Genomic DNA, 15,526 nt, shown 5'->3' with positions numbered 1-15,526 from the left:
GGCGACCCGGCGTGCAGCCGGCGGTCCCGGAGAGCGCAGCCGTCCCGGTACGCCCCGGAGCCCCGCCCCCCCCGGCGGGCCCGGCCCCGTGCGCGGCGAAGCCCCCGCACGGCCGCGCCCCGCTCGTACGCGGGTCAGGGCCGGGCGGGGGCTCCGGTGTGACGGTCGGGCGCGGGCGGCGGGCCGTCACACCGGCCCCGCCCGGGCGCTCAGGCGCGGTAGATCGCCTCGATCTCGTCCGCGAAGTCCTTCGCCACCACGTTGCGCTTCAGCTTCAGCGACGGCGTGATGTGGCCCGCCTCCTCCGTGAACTGGGAGGTGAGGACGCGGAACTTCCGCACGGATTCCGCCTTCGAGACCGCCGCGTTGCCGTCGTCCACGGCCCGCTGCACCTCCGCCAGCAGGTCCGGGTCCTCGCGCAGCGAAGCCGCCGTCGAGCCGGCCGGCTTGCCGTGCTCGGCGGCCCAGCGGACCAGGAACTCCTCGTCGATGGTGACGAGCGCGCCCACGAACGGGCGGCCGTCGCCGACCACCATGCACTCCGCGACCAGCGCGTGCCCGCGGATGCGGTCCTCGATCACCGCGGGGGCGACGTTCTTGCCGCCGGCGGTGACCAGGATCTCCTTCTTGCGGCCGGTGATGGCGAGGTAGCCGTCCTCGTCCAGCGTGCCGATGTCCCCGGTGTGGAACCAGCCGTCCGCCAGCGCCTCCGCCGTCGCGGACTCGTTCTTCCAGTAGCCCGAGAAGACGTGCTCGCCGTGGACCAGCACCTCGCCGTCGTCCGCTATCCGCACCACGGAGCCCGGCAGCGGCTGGCCCACCGTGCCGATCTTCGGGCGGTCGTACGGGTTGAAGGCGGTGGCCGCGCACGTCTCCGTGAGGCCGTAGCCCTCCAGGACGGTGAGGCCGATGCCGCGGTAGAAGTGCCCCAGCCGCTCGCCCAGCGGCGCCCCGCCCGAGACGGCCGCCTGGCAGCGCCCGCCCAGGACCGCGCGGAGCTTGCTGTAGACCAGCTTGTCGAAGACGAAGTGCTTCAGCTTCAGACCCAGCGACGGGCCCTCGGGGGTGGAGGTGGCGCGGCTGTACTCGATGGCCGTCTGCGCGGCCTTGTCGAAGATCTTGCCCTTGCCCTCCGCCTGCGCCTTGGCGCGGGCCGAGTTGTACACCTTCTCGAAGACCCGCGGCACGCCCAGGATCAGCGTCGGCCTGAACGCGGCGAGCTCCTCGGTGAGGTCCTTGATGTCCGGTACGCAGCCCAGGCGGATCGGCGCCAGGACCGAGCCGACCTCGATCAGCCGGCCGAAGACGTGCGCGGCCGGGAGGAAGAGCAGCGCCGAGCACTCACCGGTGCGGAACAGCGGCTTCAGCCGCTCCACCACGTTGCCGCACTCGGCGAAGAAGTTGCGGTGCGTCAGGACGCAGCCCTTGGGGCGGCCGGTGGTGCCGGAGGTGTAGACGATCGTCGCGATGTCGTCGGCCTTGGCGGCCGAGGTCGCCCGGTCGACGGTCTCGTCCGGTACGCCGGCCCCGGCGGCGGTCAGTTCCTCCACACCGCCCCGGTCCAGGCGCCAGACGTGCTTGAGCTCCGGGAGGTTGCCGCGCACGGACTCCACCGCGGCGGCGTGCGTCCCGGTCTCCACGATCACCGCGACCGCACCCGAGTCGCCCAGGATCCACTGCACCTGCTCGGCGGAGCTGGTCTCGTAGACCGGCACCGTCACCGCGCCGGCGCTCCAGATCGCGAAGTCCAGCTGCACCCACTCGTAGCGGGTGCGGGAGATCAGGCCGACCCGGTCGCCGGGGCGCACGCCGCTGGCGATCAGGCCCTTGGCGGCGGCCCGGACCTCGGCGAGGAACTGGGTGGCGGTGACGTCCGTCCACGCGCCGTCCACCTTGCGGCCCATGACCGCGACATCTGGGTGCTGAGCGGCATTGCGGCGGATGAGATCCGTCAGGTTGCCGTCCGTGGGGACCTCGTACAGGGCCGGAAGGCTGAACTCGCGCAAAACTGCTGCTCCTCATCGGGCGCCGGCGCCACGGCTCTGTGTGATGCACCGGTTGCGGTCCAAGATCGGGCAGGTGCTCGGTGGGGGCGAGCACGACTGGACTGCCCGGACGTTACCCACCAGTACACGGTTCCCGATAGGGGCGCCGGTCAGATGTTCGCTGCGTCACACGTGAATGGCTGTACTTGACGCACAGTAGTCCACTCCTGTCAGCACTAGGAAGTAACCGCAGGTCCGACCGCCTATGGTGGGGTGCCATGCGAGTCCATGTGGTCAGTGACGTACACGGGAACGCCGAGGCCCTGGCCACGGCGGGGGAGGGCGCCGACGCCCTGATATGCCTCGGTGACCTGGTGCTCTTCCTCGACTACCACGACCACTCGCGCGGCATCTTCCCCGACCTCTTCGGCGTCGAGAACGCCGACCTGATCGTCGAACTGCGCACCGCCCGCCGCTTCGACGAGGCCAGGGAACTGGGCCGCCGCCTCTGGGCCGAGCTGGACATCGACCGCGAGACCGCCATCGAGGCCGCCGTGCGTCGGCAGTACGCCGCCCTCTTCGCGGCCTTCCCGACGCCGACCTACGCCACGTACGGCAACGTCGACATCCCCGGTCTCTGGCACGAGTACGCGGCGCCCGGCACCACCGTCCTGGACGGCCAGCGCGTCGAACTCGGCGGCCGGGTCTTCGGCTTCGTGGGCGGCGGGCTCCGCACCCCGATGCGCACGCCCTACGAGGTCTCCGACGAGGAGTACGCGGCCAAGGTCGAGGCCCTCGGCGAGGTCGACGTGCTGTGCTCGCACATTCCGCCGGAGGTGCCGGACCTCACGTACGACACCGTCGCGCGCCGGTTCGAGCGCGGCAGCCGCGCCCTGCTCGACGCCATCCGCCGCACCCGCCCCCGGTACGCGCTCTTCGGCCACGTGCACCAGCCGCTGACGCGGCGGATGCGGATCGGGCGGACCGAGTGCGTGAACGTGGGCCATTTCGCGTCCACCGGGCGGCCATGGGCCCTGGAATGGTGAGGCCCGGCCACGCGATAGCCTTCACCCCACAGCAACCCGGTACCGCACTGGAGGAGCCACGGCGATGGCGGAACACACCAGCTCGAGCATCGACATCGAGGCGGCACCGGCCGACGTCATGGGAGTGATCGCCGACTTCGCCCGCTACCCGGAGTGGACCGGCGAGGTGAAGGAGGCGGAGGTCCTGGAGAAGGACGCCGCCGGCCGCGCCGGGAAGGTCCGCCTGCTGCTGGACGCCGGCGCCATCAAGGACGACCACACCCTGGCGTACACCTGGACCGGCGACCACGAGGTCAGCTGGACGCTGGTGAAGTCCCAGATGCTCCGCGCCCTCGACGGCTCCTACCGCCTCCGGCCGCTCGACGGCGGCGCCCGCACCGAGGTGACGTACCAGCTCACGGTGGACGTCAAGATCCCGATGCTGGGCATGATCAAGCGCAAGGCCGAGAAGGTCATCATCGACCGCGCCCTCGCCGGGCTGAAGAAGCGCGTCGAGTCCGGCCCCGCCGCCTCCTGACCCCGGCGGGCCCCGTAGCGTCTGGGGCATGCGAACCATCCTGGTCACCGGCCCCGGCGGCGCCGGCCGCACGACCGTCGCCGCCGCGACCGCCCTCGGCGGGGCCCGCCGGGGACGGCGGGTCCTGTTCCTGACCGGTGAGCGGACGCTGCCCGACGGCTGGTTCGACCCGTCCACCGACGGCGGTGACCCACCCGTCGTGCGCCGCGTCGACTCCGGCGCCCACTTCCGTGCCGAGCTGCTGGCCCTCCAGGAGCGTGCCGCGACCGCCCTCGGCATGCTCGGCGCCACCCCGCTCGCCGGGGAGGAGCTCACCGAGCTGCCCGGCAGCGACCGGTTCGCGCTGCTCGGCGCCCTGCGCGAAGCCGCCGCGGAGGACTGGGACCTGCTCGTCGTCGACATGCCGCCCCTCCTCGACGCCGTCGCCGCGCTGGCCCTGCCCGAGCAGCTGCGCCGCTACCTGCGCCGCCTCCTGCCGCCCGAACGGCAGGCCGCCCGCGCGCTGCGGCCGATGCTCGCGCAGCTCGCCGGCGTCCCCATGCCCGCCGAGTGGCTGTACGAGGCCGCCGCCCGCCGGGACGCCGAACTGGCCGCCGTCCAGGCCCTCGTCGAGGACCCGGCGACCACCGTCCGGCTGGTCGCCGAACCGGGCCCCGCCGCCGCCCGCGCCCTGCGCACCGCCCGCGCGGGGCTGGCCCTGCACCGCCTCGCCGTCGAGCCGGTCGTCGCCAACCGGATGCTGCCCACCGAGTCCCCCGACCCCTGGCTGGCCGCTCTCGCCGCCCAGCAGCAGGCGCACCTCAAGACCCTGGGCGAGGCCCACGAGCTGCCGCACCTGGGCCACGAGCCCCGGAGCGCCGACGACCTCGCGCGGCTGGAGCCCCCCGCCGCCCCGCCGGCCCCCGCGCCGGAGTGGACGGTGGAGGACCGGCGCGACCCCGACGGCGTCCTGGTCTGGCGCATCGCCCTGCCCGGCGCGGCCAAGCCGGACCTCGGCCTCGTCCGCCGCGGCGACGAACTGGTGCTGACGTCCGGCCCCTTCCGCCGCGCCGTCCCGCTGCCCTCCGCCCTGCGCCGCTGCACCGTCTCCGGGGCGGCCCTCGACGACGGGGTGCTGAGCGTCCGTTTCGTACCCGACCCGGATGTGTGGCCCCGCACGCGGTAACGTCGGGGGTACCACCCGCGCTGCCGCAGGAGTACGCCATGAGCGATGCCACCCAGCATCCCGACGCCGACGCCTGGGCGAAGGCCTGCGCCGAGGACCTGGCCGGGGAGAAGGCCCGCCGCCGGGGCACCGAGGGCCCGCCGCCCGGCACCGCCGCCGAGGAACTGCGCAAGCTCGTCGACGCGGTCGCCGACAAGGTCGCCTCCCTGCGCACCCCGCTGCTCGGCATGGGCGCCCAGGGCGCCGTCGAGCAGTTCGTCAGCCAGGCGAAGGCCGCCGTCGAGCCGGTCATCGAGCGGAACCCGCAGGTCTTCGACCACCTCGCGGCCGCAGGCAACGAACTGCTGGCCGCCTACCGCTCCGCCGTCGAGGGCCAGGAGCGGCGCTGGACCCGCGGACCGGACACCCCTCCGCCCACCGGCGCGAAGCGCGAGGACGACGGCCCGGACCCGACCGAGCACATCGACCTCGACTGACACCGGGTACGGTTGGCCGTAGCGGGGCTCGACCGAAAACTGAGGGACACATGGGACTCACCATCGGCGTCGACATCGGCGGCACGAAGATCGCGGCCGGAGTGGTCGACGAGGAGGGCACGATCCTCGACACCCACAAGGTGCCCACCCCGCCGACCGCCGAAGGCATCGTCGACGCGATCTGCGCGGCCGTCTCCGAGGCCGGCAAGGGTCACGACATCGAGGCCGTCGGCATCGGTGCCGCCGGATACGTCGACGACAAGCGCGCCACGGTCCTCTTCGCGCCGAACATCCAGTGGCGGCACGAGCCGCTCAAGGACAAGGTCGAACAGCGCGTCGGCCTGCCGGTGGTCGTGGAGAACGACGCCAACGCCGCGGCCTGGGGCGAGTACAAGTTCGGTGCGGGCAAGGGCCACGAGGACGTCATCTGCATCACGCTCGGCACCGGTCTCGGCGGCGGCATCATCATCGGCAACAAGCTGCGCCGCGGCCGCTTCGGCGTGGCCGCCGAGTTCGGCCACATCCGGGTCGTCCCGGACGGTCTGCTCTGCGGCTGCGGCAGCCAGGGCTGCTGGGAGCAGTACGCCTCGGGGCGCGCCCTCGTGCGGTACGCCAAGCAGCGCGCCAACGCCACCCCGGAGAACGCCACGATCCTGCTGGGCCTCGGCGACGGCACCCCCGGCGGCATCGAGGGCAAGCACATCTCGGAGGCCGCCCGCCAGGGCTGCCCCGTCGCCGTCGACTCGTTCCGCGAGCTGGCCCGCTGGGCCGGCGCCGGCCTGGCCGACCTGGCCTCGCTGTTCGACCCGTCGGCGTTCATCGTGGGCGGCGGCGTCTCGGACGAGGGCGAACTGGTCCTCGGCCCGATCCGCAAGTCGTTCCGGCGCTGGCTGATCGGCGGCCAGTGGCGGCCGCACGCCCAGGTCCTCGCCGCCCAGCTGGGCGGCAAGGCCGGCCTCGTCGGCGCCGCCGACCTGGCCCGCCAGGGCTGAGCCACCCCGCCCGTACGACGGAGCCCGCCGCGTCCTCGCCCGGATGCGGCGGGCACCGTCATATCGTGCTCGTATGCCGATCACCGAGCTGCCCAACTCGCGCACCGAGCCGGACGGTTCCGCCGTGGTCCGGGTGCTCAGCTACAACATCCGCTCCATGCGGGACGACGAGGACGCCCTGGCGCGAGTGATCCGGGCCTGCGCGCCGGACGTGGTCCTCGTCCAGGAGGCGCCCCGCTTCTTCCGGTGGCGCAAGCACGCCGCCCGGCTCGCCGCCAAGAGCGAGCTGCTGGTGCTGGGCGGCGGCGCCACCGCGTCCGGACCGCTGCTGCTGTGCTCGCTGCGGGCGACCGTGGAGCGCACCGAGGACGTGCTGCTGCCGCTCACCCCCGGTCTGCACCGGCGGGGCTTCGCCACCGCGGTCGTACGCATCGGCGGCGCCCGGCTGGGGCTGCTCAGCTGTCATCTGAGCCTCCAGGACCGGGAGCGGTACGACCAGGCCGGGATGCTCCTCGACCGGCTGGCCGCCCTCGACGCCCCGCACGCGATCGCCGCCGGCGACATCAACGAGCGGCCCGACGGGCGCGCCTTCGGGCGGCTGGCGGCCGGCCTCCAGGACTGCTGGGCCGTCCGCCCCTGGGGCGGCGAGCACACCTGGACCCCCGGTGACCCGTACCAGCGGATCGACGCCGTCTTCGCCACCAAGGGGATCGAGGTGCTCGGCTGCGGTGTGCCGCGCCCGCAGGACCTGCCGGGCGTCACGGAGGCCGACCTCCGGGCCGCCACCGACCACCTCCCGGTGCTCGCGGCGCTCCGCGTGCCGGCCGGCGCCTGAGGGGCCTGCCGGAGACCCGGGCACCGCCCAGACGCCCCGCGGCGGCACGCACCCCGCGGCGGCCGCGCCGGAGGGCCTCGCCGACCCGCCCGCGACGACGCACCCGCGGGACGCGGGGGCCCCGCGCCACGGGTCAGACGACGGCTCCCCGGCCGGGGTCCTCGCCGTCCTCGTCGTCGTCGCTGCGCATCCGCGCGACCAGGGTGGCGAAGCCGCCCAGGAAGCCGCCGATGCACAGCGTGGTGAGCCACCAGGTCATGTCCCACCGCAGTATCACGGCGAGCAGCATCAGCACCGGACCGCCGACGACCCCGAGCCAGGCGAACTTCGCGGTCGCGTCGGCCTCCGGCAGCGGCGGCGGCTCCGGCGGCACGAAGTGGCCCTCGTCGGTGTCGTCGAGGTCCTCGTCCTTCGCCTCGGCCGGCTCGTAGTCGCGCGGGCCCGTGGTGCCGACGCCCGGCGCGAAGACCACGGAGCTGCCCAGCGGCTTGTCCGGCTTGCCCGGCTCGGCGGGCGCGGTCCCGGGTACGTCGTTGACGTCGTCCTCCAGCAGGGCCAGGTCCTCGATCGGCTTGAACGGCTTGGCGCCGGGCGGATCCGCCGGCTCCTCGCCGTACCCGGCGACGATGGCGGCCCAGGCCGCCTCCTCGTCGAACGGCTGCTCGTCCCGCTTGTCCGAGTCGTGCTGTTCAGCCACCGGTCGTGCTCCCTCCCCGGGCCTCCGGCATGGGGGACCCCAACGTGCCGGTACTCGGAGCGAGCCGGCCGACGAACGCGTAGCTCTCCTCGAAGATGCGCTCCGCGTCGTGGTCCAACGTCGCCACGTGGTAGCTCTGTTCCAGCAGGATCTCCTTGACGTCCGTGGAGGAGATCCGGCCGAGGATCCGCGCCGAGTCGGCGGGCGGCACGACGTGGTCCAGCGGGCTGTGCAGCAGCAGCACCGGCTGGGTGACCTGCGGCAGCTCCGCGTCCACGAGCCGGAAGAAGCGGCGCACCGAGTGGGCCGCGTGCAGCCCCACCCGGTCGTAGGCCAGCTCCCGCACGCCCTCCTTGGCGATGTCGCTGGCGATGCCGGGCTGCGAGGGCACCAGGTGGCGCACGACGGGCAGCGCGTGGGCGGCGATGCCGTGGATCTTGTTGGCCGGGTTCACCAGCACGAGGCCCGCCACCCCGTCCCCGTGCTTGGCGGCGAGCCGCAGCGCGAGCGCCCCGCCCATGGAGAGGCCGAAGACGAAGACCTGCCGGCACCGCTCCCGCAGCGACCGCAGCTCGCGGTCGACCTCGGCGTACCAGTCCTGCCAGCCGGTGACCTGCATGTCCTGCCAGCGCGTCCCGTGCCCGGGGAGCAGCGGCAGCGACACGGTGAGGCCGCGCTCGGCCAGATGTTCGGCCCAGGGTCGCAGCGACTGCGGCGAACCGGTGAAGCCGTGACAGAGCAGCACGCCGACCTCTCCGCCTTCGTGGCGGTACGGCTCGGCTCCAGGGAGGACCGGCACCGGGGTCTCCTGTTCGGGGGTTCGATGGGGCTCGGGAAGGTGTACTTCACCGTACGCGACCGGGCTGACACCGACCAGATCCGTCGCCGCCCGCGCACCACCGCGGTCGCCGCCCGCGCGCGGGCGCTCCGGGCGGGAGCGGGGCGGGAGCGGGGGCGCCACTCGGGTTAAGGTCTGATCGACGGAACACAGGAGGCATACGAGTTGATCTACGGCGCAATGAAGTTCTCCATCGGAGGGTCGCTGAAGCTGGCCTTCCGGCCCTGGGTGGAGGGCCTCGAGAACATTCCCGCCGAGGGGCCGGCGATCCTCGCGAGCAACCACCTCTCGTTCTCGGACTCCTTCTTCCTCCCGGCGGTCCTGGACCGCAAGGTGACCTTCATCGCGAAGGCCGAGTACTTCACCTCGCCCGGTGTGAAGGGCAAGCTCACCGCCGCGTTCTTCAAGGGCGTCGGCCAGCTCCCGGTCGACCGCTCGGGCGCGCGCGGCGCGGGCGAGGCCGCGATCCGCAGCGGTATCGAGGTCATCGAGCGCGGTGAGCTGTTCGGCATCTACCCGGAGGGCACCCGTTCGCCCGACGGCCGGCTCTACCGCGGCAAGCCCGGCGGCCTCGCGCGCGTGGCGCTGGCCACCGGCGCGCCGGTGATCCCGGTCGCGATGATCGACACGGAGAAGATCCAGCCGCCCGGCAAGGTCGTCCCCAAGCTGATGCGCCCGGGGATCCGGATCGGTAAGCCCCTGGACTTCAGCCGCTACCAGGGCATGGAGGGCGACCGCTTCATCCTGCGCTCGGTCACCGACGAGGTGATGTACGAGATCATGAAGCTGTCCGGCCAGGAGTACGTCGACATCTACGCGACGGCGGCCAAGCGGCAGATCGCCGACGCGGAGAAGGCGGCGAAGGAGGCCGCCAAGGAGGCGGCCAAGGAGGCCGCGAAGGCCGGGCGCGAGCAGCCCGGCGCGTAACCGCGTCGAACCGTCCGGGGGTGGGGGAGTTGGCCAGGCGCGAGCGTGTCGTGCGGATGTCCGTGGAGCAGCCGCTGTGGCGTGCGCTCACGGCGTACCGCGTCCTCACCATGGGGTACGCGGTGCTCCTGTTCGTCTTCACCCGGGACCAGTTCGAGCGTCCGTGGGTGGCGGTGGCGTTCCTCGCCGTCATGTCCGTCTGGACGCTGGCCACGCTGCCGAAGGTGGCCGGGGCCGCCGGCTGCACCACGCGCTTCCTGGCCGCCGACCTCACGGTCGCCCTCGCCGGCATCCTGCTGACACCGCTCGCCGACGTGCACGCCCAGACGTTCGACGGACCGACGCTGCCGAGCATCTGGACGGCCGGTTCGGTGCTGGCGTTCGCCATCAAGGGCGGCTGGCGCTGGGCCGCGTTCGCCTCGTCCCTGGTCGCCGTCGCCAACATCGTCGAGCGCGGCGATCCCAGCCGGGACACCCTGCACAACGTGCTGCTGGTGTGGGTCGCCTCCATAGCGATCGGGTACGTCGTCGAGGTCGCCCGCGCCTCCGAACGGACCCTGGCCCGGGCCCTGGAGATCGAGGCGGCCACCCGTGAGCGGGAGCGGCTGGCCCGCGACATCCACGACTCGGTCCTCCAGGTGCTGGCCATGGTGCAGCGCCGGGGCACGGCCCTGGGCGGCGAGGCCGCCGAGCTCGGCCGGATGGCGGGGGAGCAGGAGGTCGCCCTGCGCACCCTGGTCGCCGGCGGTCTGAGCCGCACCTCCCACGTGTCGGAGGACGAGTCGCTGGGCGCCGTCGTGCGCGAGGTGGAGGAGCCCGACGAGGACGACGGCCCCGCCGACCTGCGCGCCCTGCTCGCCCGGCACGCGGGCTCCCGCGTCACCTTCTCCGAACCGGGCGCCCCCGTCCTGCTGGCACCGGCCCCGGCGCGGGAACTGGCGGCCGCCGTCGGCGCCGCCCTGGACAACGTCCGCAGGCACGCGGGCGAGACCGCCCGGGCGTGGATCCTGCTGGAGGACTGGCCGGACGAGGTGATCGTGACGGTCCGGGACGACGGACCGGGCATCCCGGAGGGCCGGCTGGCACAGGCCGAGGGCGAGGGACGGCTCGGCGTCGCCCAGTCGATCCGGGGCAGGCTGCGCGACCTCGGCGGCACGGCCGAGCTGATATCGGTGCCGGGGCAGGGCACGGAAGTCGAACTGAAGGTTCCACGGGTCCCGCGGGGCCCACGGGGGAAGGCAGCGGAATGAGCGAACAGCCGATCAAGGTGATGGTGGTCGACGACCACCCGATGTGGCGGGACGCGGTCGCCCGCGACCTGGCGGAGGCCGGGTTCGCCGTGGTCGCCACCGCCGGGGACGGCGAGCAGGCCGTGCGCCGGGCCCTGGCCGCGGGCCCCGATGTGCTGGTCCTGGACCTGAACCTGCCGGCCAAACCGGGCGTCCAGGTCTGCAAGGAGCTCGTCGGCGCCAACCCGGCCCTGCGGGTGCTGGTGCTGTCCGCGAGCGGCGAGCACGCCGACGTGCTGGAGGCGGTGAAGTCCGGCGCGACCGGATACCTGCTGAAGTCGGCCAGCACCGGCGAGCTGCTCGACGCCGTGCGCCGTACCGCCGCCGGCGACCCGGTCTTCACCCCGGGCCTGGCCGGCCTGGTCCTCGGCGAGTACCGCCGCCTGGCCTCCGAGCCGCCGCCGGCCGCCGGCGCGGACGAGCCGAACGCCCCCCGGCTCACCGAGCGGGAGACCGAGGTGCTGCGGCTGGTCGCCAAGGGCCTGAGCTACAAGCAGATCGCCGAGCGTCTGGTCATCTCGCACCGCACGGTGCAGAACCACGTCCAGAACACCCTCGGCAAGCTCCAGCTCCACAACCGGGTCGAGCTGGTGCGGTACGCGATAGAGCGCGGCCTCGACGACGCCTGACGGGCAACCGCCCCGCCGCGCCCGCTCGGAACCCGCCTTCCGTGCCGTCGCGCTGGGCCGGGCTCCGGCCGGGGGAGGCGGGCGGGCGCCGCGCCCGCACACCCCCCCCGGCCGTGGCCCCGGCCCACCGCTGCCCCGGCCCCCGGGCCCGGCGCGGTCAGCGCCGGGTGACGTCCAGCGCCCGCACCAGCTCGCGCACGACCGACGCGCCGCGCAGCGTCAGCACCGACTCGGGGTGGAACTGCACACCCGCGAACCCCGGCCCGCGCAGCGCGTGCACCTCACCGGTCGCCGCGTCACGGCTCACCTCCACGCCCCGCGCCGCCAGCCCGGCGGCGGCCCCGTCGTCGCAGCGGGCGGTGAAGCTGTTGTAGAAGCCGACCGTCTCCTCCGTACCGAACAGGCTGATGCGCGCCTGCGCCCCCTGGAACGGCACCGCCTTGCGGACGATCGGCAGCCCCAGCTCGGCGGCGATCAGCTCATGCCCCAGGCAGACGCCCAGCAGCCCGTGCCGGTGGCCGCGCAGCAGCTCGGCGGTGAGCGCCCGCAGCGAGCGCATCCTCGGATCGGCCGCGTCGCCGGGGTCACCGGGGCCCGGCCCCAGCACCACCGGCCCCTCGTGCGCGAGCGCCGCCTCCCGCAGCCCCGGCTCGTCGAACCGGCGGACCGTGACCCGCAGGCCCGAGGCGCGCAGCAGGTGCGCCAGCATCGCCGTGAAGGTGTCCTCCGCGTCGACCACCAGGGCGTGCCCGGTCAGCTCCGTGGCCGGCTCCTGCATCTTCAGCCAGAACGGAGCCAGGTCCGCCCGGCGCGCGTCCAGCGCCGCCCGCACCCGCGGGTCGGCGGCGAGCCGGGGCCGGACCGCCTCCTCGCGCGGCCGCTCCGGGCGCACCCCCAGCGCGGCCAGGACGCCCGCCGCCTTGGCGTGCGTCTCGGCGACCTCGCTCACCGGATCGGAGTGCCGCACCAGCGTGGCGCCGACCGGGACGCGCAGCTCACCGGTGGCGGAGACGTCGACGGTACGGATCAGGATCGGCGAGTCCAGGGTCTGTGCCCCGCCCGCGTCGGTGCCGATCAGCGCCAGCGCGCCCGCGTAGTAGCCCCGCCCGCCGCTCTCGTGCCGTTCGATGACCCGGCAGGCGTTCTGCACGGGCGATCCGGTGACCGTCGCGGCGAACATCGTCTCGCGCAGCACCTCGCGCACGTCCAGCGACGTCCGGCCGCGCAGCTCGTACTCGGTGTGCGCGAGGTGGGCCATCTCCCTGAGCCGGGGGCCGATCACCACCCCGCCCATGTCGCCGACCGTGCACATCATCTTCAGTTCCTCGTCCACCACCATGGAGAGCTCGTCGGTCTCCTTGCGGTCGGCGAGGAAGCGCAGCAGGTCCTCCGGCGCCGGCCCGCCGGCCGGATAGCGGTAGGTGCCGCTGATCGGGTTCATCACGACCGTCCCGCCCGACATCCGCACGTGCACCTCGGGGCTCGCCCCCACCAGCGTGCGCTCCCCGGTGTGCACGACGAACGTCCAGTACGCGCCCCGCTCGCCGGCCAGCAGCCGCCGGAACAGCGCCAGCGCGTCGCGCCGTCCGAACCCGGGGATCCGCCCCGTGTACGTGCGGCGGATGACGAAGTTCGCGCCCTCGCCGCGCCCGATCTCGTCGTCGATGACGCGGCGCACGACCTCCGCGTACTCCTCGTCGGACACGTCGAAGGCGCCGTCCTCGACGGTCACGTCGTGCGCCGGGAGCTGGTCCAGCGCCGCCGCGAGCGGCATCTCGTACGTCTCGTCGGCGACCAGCACCGACAGCGGGGTGCCGTCGTCGCGCACGTCGAAGCCCCGCTCCCGCAGCTGGCGGAAGGGCACCAGAGCCAGGGCCGGCCGGTCCCCGACGGGGATGTCGGCGAGGTGCTCCGCCTCGTGCACGGCACCGAGCAGCACCTCGACCGTGTCGTGGTCGCGGCCGGGGGTGCGGCGGCGCAGCAGGGCGAAGGGCGGGCAGGAGTCGTCGAGCAGGCGGCTCAGGTCGATGTCCATGTGAAGCGTTCCTTCCGGGTCTGACAACCAGGTGGAGAGGAACGGCCCCGCGCAAACGGAAGAAGGCCGCCCCCCGGGCGGCCTTCGCGTGTATCGGTGTACGCGCAGTCAGTGGGCCGCCGGATGAGCGGTCCACCACCAGTTCTGGGTCGAGTGCGCGAACATGAGCCGCACCCTATCGCACCGGATCCCGGAAATTTCAAGATTCCCGTCTCATCAGGTGAGCGGCCAGATGGACGAATGGGAACAGGCCGTAAGGTTGTGCACGTGACCGTGAACGCTAAGCCCACCGCGACCGGTGGCAACACCTGGCGAGACCTTCCCGCGGCGCAGCAGCCCGAGTACCCCGATGCCGAGGCTCTGCGCGATGTGATCGCGGACCTCGAGTCGTATCCGCCGCTCGTCTTCGCGGGCGAGTGCGACCAGCTGCGCGCCCGGCTCGGGGCCGTCGCCAGGGGCGAGGCGTTCCTCCTCCAGGGCGGCGACTGCGCCGAGGCCTTCGACGCCGTGTCGGCCGACCACATCCGCAACAAGCTCAAGACGCTGCTCCAGATGGGCGCCGTGCTGACGTACGCCGCCTCCGTGCCCGTCGTGAAGGTGGGCCGGATCGCGGGTCAGTACTCCAAGCCGCGCTCCAAGCCGACCGAGACCCGCGACGGGGTGACGCTGCCCACGTACCGCGGCGACTCCGTCAACGGCTTCGCCTTCACCGAGGAGGCGCGGATCCCGGACCCGGAGCGCCTCAAGCGCATGTACCAGGCGTCCTCCTCGACGCTGAACCTGGTGCGCGCCTTCACCACCGGCGGCTACGCCGACCTGCGCCAGGTGCACGCCTGGAACCAGGACTTCGTGAAGTCGTCGCCGTCCGGCCAGCGTTACGAGCAGCTGGCGCGGGAGATCGACAACGCGCTCAACTTCATGAAGGCCTGCGGCACCGACCCGGCCGAGTTCCGCACGGTGGAGTTCTACGCCTCGCACGAGGCCCTGCTGCTCGACTACGAGTCGGCGCTCACCCGGGTCGACTCCCGGACCGGGCAGCTGTACGACACCTCGGGCCACATGGTCTGGATCGGTGAGCGGACCCGGCAGCTGGACGGGGCGCACATCGAGTTCGCGTCGAGGATCCGCAACCCGATCGGGATCAAGCTCGGCCCGACGACCACGGTCGACGAGGCGCTGACGTACATCGACCGCCTCGACCCCGAGCGGGAGCCGGGCCGGCTGACCTTCATCGTCCGCATGGGCGCCGACAAGGTCCGCGACAAGCTCCCCGAGCTGGTCGAGAAGGTCACCGCGTCCGGTGCCACCGTGGCCTGGGTGACCGACCCGATGCACGGCAACACCTTCGAGGCGGCCTCCGGCCACAAGACGCGCCGTTTCGACGACGTGCTCGACGAGGTCAAGGGCTTCTTCGAGGTCCACAAGGAGCTGGGCACGCACCCGGGCGGCATCCACGTGGAGCTGACCGGTGACGACGTCACCGAGTGCGTGGGCGGCGGCGACGAGATCTTCGTCGACGACCTGCACCAGCGCTACGAGACGGCCTGCGACCCCCGGCTCAACCGCAGTCAGTCCCTGGACCTGGCGTTCCTGGTGGCGGAGATGTACCGCGACCAGTGACCAGTGGCCGATGATCTTGGCTGAATACCGCCTTGCGCACTGATGGGGCGCGGATCCATGTGATCCGCGCCCCATCGGCGTTCACCGGGCTTTTGCGCGCCGCGGGCGCCGGGTAAGGTTAGGTTAGCCTCACCGATCAAGGCGGGGTCCTCAGCCAGTAGATCCCGTCGATCCCGCAGGGAGGTGAGCCGCGTGTACGTCTGCTCGTGCTTCGGCGTCACCGAGAAGCAGGTCCAGGAACACGCGGACGCCGGTGCCTGCACGCCCCGCCAGATCGCCTCGGCGTGCAAGGCGGGAACCGACTGCGGATCCTGCGTACGTCGCATTCAGGCCATACTCGGCCGCGGCAACTGCCCCCGGCGCGAGCTGGTGGACCAGGGCCGGCCGGCCCTGACGGGTGCCGGGGCCCTGGCCGACGCGGACGCGGTGGAGCTGCCCGAGGCCGCCTGAGGGCAGGCCGGGTCCGGCCGTGCGA

At 73.3% G+C, this 15,526-nt stretch carries 17 protein-coding genes; 12 read left to right on the top strand and 5 right to left on the bottom strand.

What is annotated here, in order from left to right:
- Window positions 1-209: 209 nt before the first annotated feature.
- Window positions 210-2,006 carry an AMP-dependent synthetase/ligase gene (locus A4V12_RS25125; protein WP_064071686.1) on the bottom strand — a complete coding sequence of 599 codons (1,797 nt, stop codon included), beginning with the start codon at window positions 2,004-2,006 and terminating at the stop codon, window positions 210-212.
- A gap of 257 nt (window positions 2,007-2,263) precedes the next feature.
- Between A4V12_RS25125 and A4V12_RS25120 the strand changes: the two genes are divergently transcribed.
- The 6 genes from A4V12_RS25120 (at window position 2,264) to A4V12_RS25095 (ending at window position 7,016) form a co-directional block, all read left to right on the top strand.
- Complete coding sequence (locus A4V12_RS25120) at window positions 2,264-3,031, top strand: metallophosphoesterase family protein (RefSeq protein WP_079137321.1); 768 nt, start codon at window positions 2,264-2,266, stop codon at window positions 3,029-3,031.
- Window positions 3,032-3,095: 64 nt separating this feature from the next.
- Window positions 3,096-3,548, top strand: coding sequence for an SRPBCC family protein (locus A4V12_RS25115; protein ID WP_064071684.1), 453 nt, complete (start codon window positions 3,096-3,098; stop codon window positions 3,546-3,548).
- 28 nt (window positions 3,549-3,576) lie between these two features.
- Window positions 3,577-4,713, top strand: coding sequence for an ArsA family ATPase (locus A4V12_RS25110; RefSeq protein ID WP_064071683.1), 1,137 nt, complete (start codon window positions 3,577-3,579; stop codon window positions 4,711-4,713).
- A gap of 38 nt (window positions 4,714-4,751) precedes the next feature.
- Window positions 4,752-5,189, top strand: coding sequence for a DUF5304 domain-containing protein (locus tag A4V12_RS25105; RefSeq protein WP_064071682.1), 438 nt, complete (start codon window positions 4,752-4,754; stop codon window positions 5,187-5,189).
- A gap of 50 nt (window positions 5,190-5,239) precedes the next feature.
- Window positions 5,240-6,181, top strand: coding sequence for an ROK family glucokinase (locus A4V12_RS25100; protein WP_064071681.1), 942 nt, complete (start codon window positions 5,240-5,242; stop codon window positions 6,179-6,181).
- Window positions 6,182-6,254: 73 nt separating this feature from the next.
- Complete coding sequence (locus A4V12_RS25095) at window positions 6,255-7,016, top strand: endonuclease/exonuclease/phosphatase family protein (RefSeq protein ID WP_064071680.1); 762 nt, start codon at window positions 6,255-6,257, stop codon at window positions 7,014-7,016.
- A gap of 133 nt (window positions 7,017-7,149) precedes the next feature.
- On the opposite strand, the gene A4V12_RS25090 is transcribed toward A4V12_RS25095, so the two are convergent.
- Complete coding sequence (locus A4V12_RS25090) at window positions 7,150-7,713, bottom strand: hypothetical protein (protein WP_064071679.1); 564 nt, start codon at window positions 7,711-7,713, stop codon at window positions 7,150-7,152.
- Entirely contained in the window at window positions 7,706-8,512 is an 807-nt protein-coding gene (locus A4V12_RS25085) for an alpha/beta hydrolase (RefSeq protein WP_064071678.1), read from the bottom strand. The genes A4V12_RS25090 and A4V12_RS25085 overlap by 8 nt, the downstream gene beginning before the upstream one ends.
- Here A4V12_RS25085 and A4V12_RS38140 point away from each other — a divergent pair.
- The 4 genes from A4V12_RS38140 to A4V12_RS25070 are packed head-to-tail and all read left to right on the top strand — an operon-like array spanning window position 8,444 to window position 11,396.
- Complete coding sequence (locus A4V12_RS38140) at window positions 8,444-8,683, top strand: hypothetical protein (protein WP_199831381.1); 240 nt, start codon at window positions 8,444-8,446, stop codon at window positions 8,681-8,683. The genes A4V12_RS25085 and A4V12_RS38140 overlap by 69 nt on opposite strands.
- A gap of 48 nt (window positions 8,684-8,731) precedes the next feature.
- The gene (locus A4V12_RS25080) at window positions 8,732-9,478 is read left to right on the top strand and encodes a lysophospholipid acyltransferase family protein (protein WP_064071677.1); all 747 of its coding nucleotides are present in this window, start codon (window positions 8,732-8,734) and stop codon (window positions 9,476-9,478) included.
- Between the two features lie 29 nt (window positions 9,479-9,507).
- Window positions 9,508-10,728, top strand: a complete 1,221-nt coding sequence (macS, locus tag A4V12_RS25075; RefSeq protein ID WP_064071676.1) for a MacS family sensor histidine kinase — start codon at window positions 9,508-9,510, stop codon at window positions 10,726-10,728.
- Entirely contained in the window at window positions 10,725-11,396 is a 672-nt protein-coding gene (locus A4V12_RS25070; protein WP_064071675.1) for a response regulator, read from the top strand. The genes macS and A4V12_RS25070 overlap by 4 nt, the downstream gene beginning before the upstream one ends.
- A gap of 157 nt (window positions 11,397-11,553) precedes the next feature.
- Here the strand turns inward: A4V12_RS25070 and A4V12_RS25065 are convergent, their stop codons facing one another.
- Together A4V12_RS25065 and A4V12_RS39825 are read right to left on the bottom strand one after the other, a co-directional pair.
- Complete coding sequence (locus A4V12_RS25065) at window positions 11,554-13,431, bottom strand: anthranilate synthase family protein (protein ID WP_064071674.1); 1,878 nt, start codon at window positions 13,429-13,431, stop codon at window positions 11,554-11,556.
- Window positions 13,432-13,539: 108 nt separating this feature from the next.
- Window positions 13,540-13,596: a trp operon leader peptide gene (locus tag A4V12_RS39825; protein ID WP_071528813.1), complete on the bottom strand. Its 57-nt coding sequence runs from the start codon at window positions 13,594-13,596 to the stop codon at window positions 13,540-13,542.
- A 108-nt stretch (window positions 13,597-13,704) separates the two neighbouring features.
- On the opposite strand from A4V12_RS39825, the gene A4V12_RS25060 reads away from it, so the two are divergent.
- A complete protein-coding gene (locus A4V12_RS25060; RefSeq protein ID WP_064071706.1) occupies window positions 13,705-15,051 on the top strand; it encodes a class II 3-deoxy-7-phosphoheptulonate synthase in 1,347 nt (448 codons plus the stop codon).
- A 183-nt stretch (window positions 15,052-15,234) separates the two neighbouring features.
- Window positions 15,235-15,501, top strand: coding sequence for a (2Fe-2S)-binding protein (locus tag A4V12_RS25055; protein ID WP_064071673.1), 267 nt, complete (start codon window positions 15,235-15,237; stop codon window positions 15,499-15,501).
- The last annotated feature ends 25 nt before the right edge of the window (window positions 15,502-15,526 follow it).

The organism is Streptomyces noursei, from assembly GCF_001646665.1.
Classification (GTDB): Bacteria; Actinomycetota; Actinomycetes; order Streptomycetales; family Streptomycetaceae; genus Streptomyces; species Streptomyces lavendulocolor.
The sequence above is the reverse complement of the archived record's forward strand: the minus strand, read 5'-3'. Positions and strand labels throughout refer to the sequence as shown.

What these genes read in the sequence shown, in the direction of transcription:
- A4V12_RS25115 (WP_064071684.1), top strand. Translation starts at nt 3,096, where the DNA reads ATGGCGGAACACACCAGCTCGAGCATCGACATCGAGGCGGCACCGGCC.
- A4V12_RS25070 (WP_064071675.1), top strand. Translation starts at nt 10,725, where the DNA reads ATGAGCGAACAGCCGATCAAGGTGATGGTGGTCGACGACCACCCGATG.
- A4V12_RS25105 (WP_064071682.1), top strand. Translation starts at nt 4,752, where the DNA reads ATGAGCGATGCCACCCAGCATCCCGACGCCGACGCCTGGGCGAAGGCC.
- A4V12_RS25120 (WP_079137321.1), top strand. Translation starts at nt 2,264, where the DNA reads ATGCGAGTCCATGTGGTCAGTGACGTACACGGGAACGCCGAGGCCCTG.
- A4V12_RS25080 (WP_064071677.1), top strand. Translation starts at nt 8,732, where the DNA reads ATGAAGTTCTCCATCGGAGGGTCGCTGAAGCTGGCCTTCCGGCCCTGG.
- A4V12_RS25095 (WP_064071680.1), top strand. Translation starts at nt 6,255, where the DNA reads ATGCCGATCACCGAGCTGCCCAACTCGCGCACCGAGCCGGACGGTTCC.
- A4V12_RS25110 (WP_064071683.1), top strand. Translation starts at nt 3,577, where the DNA reads ATGCGAACCATCCTGGTCACCGGCCCCGGCGGCGCCGGCCGCACGACC.
- A4V12_RS25100 (WP_064071681.1), top strand. Translation starts at nt 5,240, where the DNA reads ATGGGACTCACCATCGGCGTCGACATCGGCGGCACGAAGATCGCGGCC.
- A4V12_RS25065 (WP_064071674.1), bottom strand. Translation starts at nt 13,431, where the DNA reads ATGGACATCGACCTGAGCCGCCTGCTCGACGACTCCTGCCCGCCCTTC.